Source organism: Lacimicrobium sp. SS2-24 (assembly GCF_002201535.1).
In the GTDB taxonomy this organism is placed as follows: Bacteria; Pseudomonadota; Gammaproteobacteria; order Enterobacterales; family Alteromonadaceae; genus Lacimicrobium.
This window is the reverse complement of record NZ_NIWW01000016.1, coordinates 1-5340: the sequence shown is the minus strand read 5'-3', so window position 1 is coordinate 5340 and position 5340 is coordinate 1. Positions and strand designations below refer to the sequence as shown.

Annotated in this window: 2 tRNA genes and 3 rRNA genes; all 5 read left to right on the top strand. The window is 51.1% G+C overall.

The features are described 5' to 3' along the window. Window positions 1–143: 143 nt before the first annotated feature. Window positions 144–1682, top strand: a 16S ribosomal RNA gene (locus tag CCY32_RS16970). Between the two features lie 72 nt (window positions 1683–1754). Next, window positions 1755–1831 (top strand) — tRNA-Ile (locus CCY32_RS16965). A gap of 73 nt (window positions 1832–1904) precedes the next feature. Continuing rightward, window positions 1905–1980 (top strand) — tRNA-Ala (locus CCY32_RS16960). A 250-nt stretch (window positions 1981–2230) separates the two neighbouring features. Then, a 23S ribosomal RNA gene (locus tag CCY32_RS16955) occupies window positions 2231–5105 on the top strand. 116 nt (window positions 5106–5221) lie between these two features. Then, window positions 5222–5336: ribosomal RNA gene (rrf, locus tag CCY32_RS16950) — 5S ribosomal RNA — on the top strand. The 16S, 23S and 5S rRNA genes sit together here with 2 tRNA genes alongside, the layout of an rRNA operon. Window positions 5337–5340: the final 4 nt, after the last annotated feature.

Sequence of the window (5340 nt, the reverse complement as noted above, 5' to 3'; positions counted from 1 at the left end):
GGATAGCGTAAAATGCGCGTCCCGCTTGAGAGAGGCCTTAAAGGCACTTTAAAGCGACTGTTCTTTAACAATTAGCAACAAGACAATCTGTGTGGGCACTCATTAAAAGAGTGTCAGCCAAAAAGTTATATTCATGATTTATTTAATTGAAGAGTTTGATCATGGCTCAGATTGAACGCTGGCGGCAGGCCTAACACATGCAAGTCGAGCGGTAACATTTCTAGCTTGCTAGAAGATGACGAGCGGCGGACGGGTGAGTAATACTTGGGGATCTGCCTGATGGAGGGGGACAACCACTGGAAACGGTGGCTAATACCGCATAATGTCTTCGGACCAAAGTATGGGACCTTCGGGCCATACACCATCAGAGGAACCCAAGCGAGATTAGCTAGTAGGTGAGGTAAGAGCTCACCTAGGCGACGATCTCTAGCTGTTCTGAGAGGAAGATCAGCCACACTGGGACTGAGACACGGCCCAGACTCCTACGGGAGGCAGCAGTGGGGAATATTGGACAATGGGGGCAACCCTGATCCAGCCATGCCGCGTGTGTGAAGAAGGCCTTCGGGTTGTAAAGCACTTTCAGACGTGAGGAAGGGTTGTGTGTTAATAGCGCACAACATTGACGTTAGCGTCAGAAGAAGCACCGGCTAACTCCGTGCCAGCAGCCGCGGTAATACGGAGGGTGCGAGCGTTAATCGGAATTACTGGGCGTAAAGCGCACGCAGGCGGTTTGTTAAGCTAGATGTGAAAGCCCCGGGCTCAACCTGGGAGGGTCATTTAGAACTGGCAGACTAGAGTCTTGGAGAGGGGGGTGGAATTCCAGGTGTAGCGGTGAAATGCGTAGAGATCTGGAGGAACATCAGTGGCGAAGGCGGCCCCCTGGCCAAAGACTGACGCTCATGTGCGAAAGTGTGGGTAGCGAACAGGATTAGATACCCTGGTAGTCCACACCGTAAACGCTGTCTACTAGCTGTGTGCGAATTTAATTTGTGCGTAGCGAAGCAAACGCGCTAAGTAGACCGCCTGGGGAGTACGGCCGCAAGGTTAAAACTCAAATGAATTGACGGGGGCCCGCACAAGCGGTGGAGCATGTGGTTTAATTCGATGCAACGCGAAGAACCTTACCTACTCTTGACATCCAGGAAATTTTTCAGAGATGAATTAGTGCCTTCGGGAATCCTGAGACAGGTGCTGCATGGCTGTCGTCAGCTCGTGTCGTGAGATGTTGGGTTAAGTCCCGCAACGAGCGCAACCCTTGTCCTTAGTTGCCAGCATTAAGTTGGGCACTCTAAGGAGACTGCCGGTGACAAACCGGAGGAAGGTGGGGACGACGTCAAGTCATCATGGCCCTTACGAGTAGGGCTACACACGTGCTACAATGGTTGGTACAGAGGGAAGCGAGACCGCGAGGTGGAGCGGATCCCTTAAAGCCAATCGTAGTCCGGATTGGAGTCTGCAACTCGACTCCATGAAGTCGGAATCGCTAGTAATCGCAGGTCAGCATACTGCGGTGAATACGTTCCCGGGCCTTGTACACACCGCCCGTCACACCATGGGAGTGGGATGCAAAAGAAGTAGTTAGCTTAACCTTCGGGAGGGCGATTACCACTTTGTGTTTCATGACTGGGGTGAAGTCGTAACAAGGTAACCCTAGGGGAACCTGGGGTTGGATCACCTCCTTACGTAAAGCTGCGCTTTTTTAGTGTAGTGTCCACACAGATTGTTTTGTTGGTAAGAAGAACGAGCGAGATTATGGGTCTGTAGCTCAGCTGGTTAGAGCGCACCCCTGATAAGGGTGAGGTCGGTAGTTCAAGTCTACTCAGACCCACCACTGTTTAGTGAAGCGAGAAGTGTAGGAGAGAGGCGTTACCTCACTCATCACCCTCACACCTCACTGATATATCGGGGCTATAGCTCAGCTGGGAGAGCGCCTGCCTTGCACGCAGGAGGTCAGCGGTTCGATCCCGCTTAGCTCCACCATACTCGCGGTGGAAAGGAAAGACAGAGATAACCTTAATGAATAAGCACTTATTAGAGTGTGTATTGATTAAGGTTTTTTAAGCCTTAAATATGTTCTTTAACAATTTGGACAAGCTGATAAAAAAATCATCCAGCTAAATTAAGCAATTGATTTAGCTAGTAATGTAGCGTCATTGGTATTCTTGATTAGAGAATGTTGATGAGTTGTTTGGCTGTATGACACGGATTACGACGTAATTTGGGGTTGTATGGTTAAGTAACAAAGCGTATACGGTGGATGCCTAGGCAGTTAGAGGCGATGAAGGACGTGTAAGTCTGCGAAAAGCTGTGGTGAGCTGACAAAAAGCATTTGAGCCACAGATATCCGAATGGGGAAACCCACCTCTTAGAGGTATCGTTATGTGAATACATAGCATAACGAGGCGAACCGGGAGAACTGAAACATCTAAGTACCCCGAGGAAAAGAAATCAACCGAGATTCCCCTAGTAGCGGCGAGCGAACGGGGATTAGCCCTTAAGTTATCAGTGTTTTAGTGGAAGGCTCTGGAAAGTGCCGCCATAGTGGGTGATAGCCCCGTACACGACAAAACGCTGGTAGTGAAATCGAGTAGGTCGGGACACGTGTTATCTTGACTGAATATGGGGGGACCATCCTCCAAGGCTAAATACTCCTAACTGACCGATAGTGAACCAGTACCGTGAGGGAAAGGCGAAAAGAACCCCTGTGAGGGGAGTGAAATAGAACCTGAAACCGTATACGTACAAGCAGTCGGAGCCCTTCGGGGTGACGGCGTACCTTTTGTATAATGGGTCAGCGACTTATATTTAGTAGCGAGGTTAACCGATTAGGGGAGCCGTAGCGAAAGCGAGTGTTAACTGCGCGTTTAGTTGCTAGGTATAGACCCGAAACCCGGTGATCTAGCCATGGGCAGGTTGAAGGTTGAGTAACATCAACTGGAGGACCGAACTCACTAATGTTGAAAAATTAGGAGATGACTTGTGGCTGGGGGTGAAAGGCCAATCAAACCGGGAGATAGCTGGTTCTCCCCGAAAGCTATTTAGGTAGCGCCTCGGACGAACACCTACGGGGGTAGAGCACTGTTTGGGCTAGGGGGTCATCCCGACTTACCAACCCCATGCAAACTCCGAATACCGTAGAGTGCTATCCGGGAGACACACGGCGGGTGCTAACGTCCGTCGTGAAGAGGGAAACAACCCAGACCGCCAGCTAAGGTCCCAAAATATTGCTAAGTGGGAAACGATGTGGAAAGGCCCAGACAGCTAGGAGGTTGGCTTAGAAGCAGCCACCCTTTAAAGAAAGCGTAATAGCTCACTAGTCGAGTCGGTCTGCGCGGAAGATGTAACGGGGCTAAGCAATATACCGAAGCTGCGGCAGCATACTTAGTATGCTGGGTAGGGGAGCGTTGTGTAAGTGGCTGAAGGTGACTCGAGAGGGTTGCTGGACATATCACAAGTGCGAATGCTGACATGAGTAACGATAAAGGGGGTGAAAAACCCCCTCGCCGGAAGACCAAGGTTTCCTGTCCCATGCTAATCAGGGCAGGGTAAGTCGGCCCCTAAGGCGAGGCCGAAAGGCGTAGTCGATGGGAAACGGGTTAATATTCCCGTACCGGTGTTATCAGTGATGGGGGGACGGAGAAGGCTATGCAAGCTTGGCGTTGGTTGTCCAAGTGAAAGTGCGTAGGCTGAGGACTTAGGTAAATCCGGGTTCTTAAGGCCGAGACACGAGACGAATCACCAAGGTGATGAAGTTGCAGATGCCCTGCTTCCAGGAAAAGCCTCTAAACTTATGATAACACTGACCGTACCCCAAACCGACACAGGTGGTCAGGTAGAGAATACCAAGGCGCTTGAGAGAACTCGGGTGAAGGAACTCGGCAAAATAGTACCGTAACTTCGGGAGAAGGTACGCCCCCGGTGGTGAACGCTTTACGCGGTAAGCTATTGGGGGTCGCAGTGACCAGGTGGCTGGGACTGTTTATTAAAAACACAGCACTGTGCTAAATCGAAAGATGACGTATACGGTGTGACACCTGCCCGGTGCCGGAAGGTTAATTGATGGGGTTAGCTTAGGCGAAGCTCTTGATCGAAGCCCCGGTAAACGGCGGCCGTAACTATAACGGTCCTAAGGTAGCGAAATTCCTTGTCGGGTAAGTTCCGACCTGCACGAATGGTGTAACCATGGCCACGCTGTCTCCACCCGAGACTCAGTGAAATTGAAATTGCCGTGAAGATGCGGTGTACCCGCGGCTAGACGGAAAGACCCCGTGAACCTTTACTACAGCTTGGCACTGAACATTGACCCTACATGTGTAGGATAGGTGGGAGGCTTTGAAGCATTGTCGCCAGATGATGTGGAGCCGACCTTGAAATACCACCCTTGTATGTTTGATGTTCTAACGTTGGTCCCTTATCGGGATTGCGGACAGTGTCTGGTGGGTAGTTTGACTGGGGCGGTCTCCTCCCAAAGCGTAACGGAGGAGCACGAAGGTTGGCTAATCCTGGTCGGACATCAGGAGGTTAGTGTAATGGCATAAGCCAGCTTAACTGCGAGACAGACACGTCGAGCAGGTACGAAAGTAGGTCATAGTGATCCGGTGGTTCTGAATGGAAGGGCCATCGCTCAACGGATAAAAGGTACTCCGGGGATAACAGGCTGATACCGCCCAAGAGTTCATATCGACGGCGGTGTTTGGCACCTCGATGTCGGCTCATCACATCCTGGGGCTGAAGTCGGTCCCAAGGGTATGGCTGTTCGCCATTTAAAGTGGTACGCGAGCTGGGTTTAGAACGTCGTGAGACAGTTCGGTCCCTATCTGCCGTGGGCGCTGGATGATTGAGGGGAGCTGCTCCTAGTACGAGAGGACCGGAGTGGACGAACCGCTGGTGTTCGGGTTGTCATGCCAATGGCACTGCCCGGTAGCTACGTTCGGAATCGATAACCGCTGAAAGCATCTAAGCGGGAAGCGAGCCCCAAGATGAGTCATCCCTGACAGTTTACTGTCCTAAAGGGTTGTTCGAGACTAGAACGTTGATAGGCAGGGTGTGGAAGCGTTGTAAGGCGTTAAGCTAACCTGTACTAATTGCCCGTGAGGCTTAACCATACAACGCCCAAGTTACGATGTAACAGAACGATGTATGTGTAGCCACAACTTATCGAACCGATAGACGCTACAACGATTTTTTTATCAGTCAGTCCAATTTGTTAAAACCAGTTTTGCCTGGCGGCAATAGCGTTACGGAACCACCTGATCCATTCCGAACTCAGAAGTGAAACGTAACAGCGGCGATGGTAGTGTGGGGTTTCCCCATGTGAGAGTAGCACACCGCCAGGCTCCC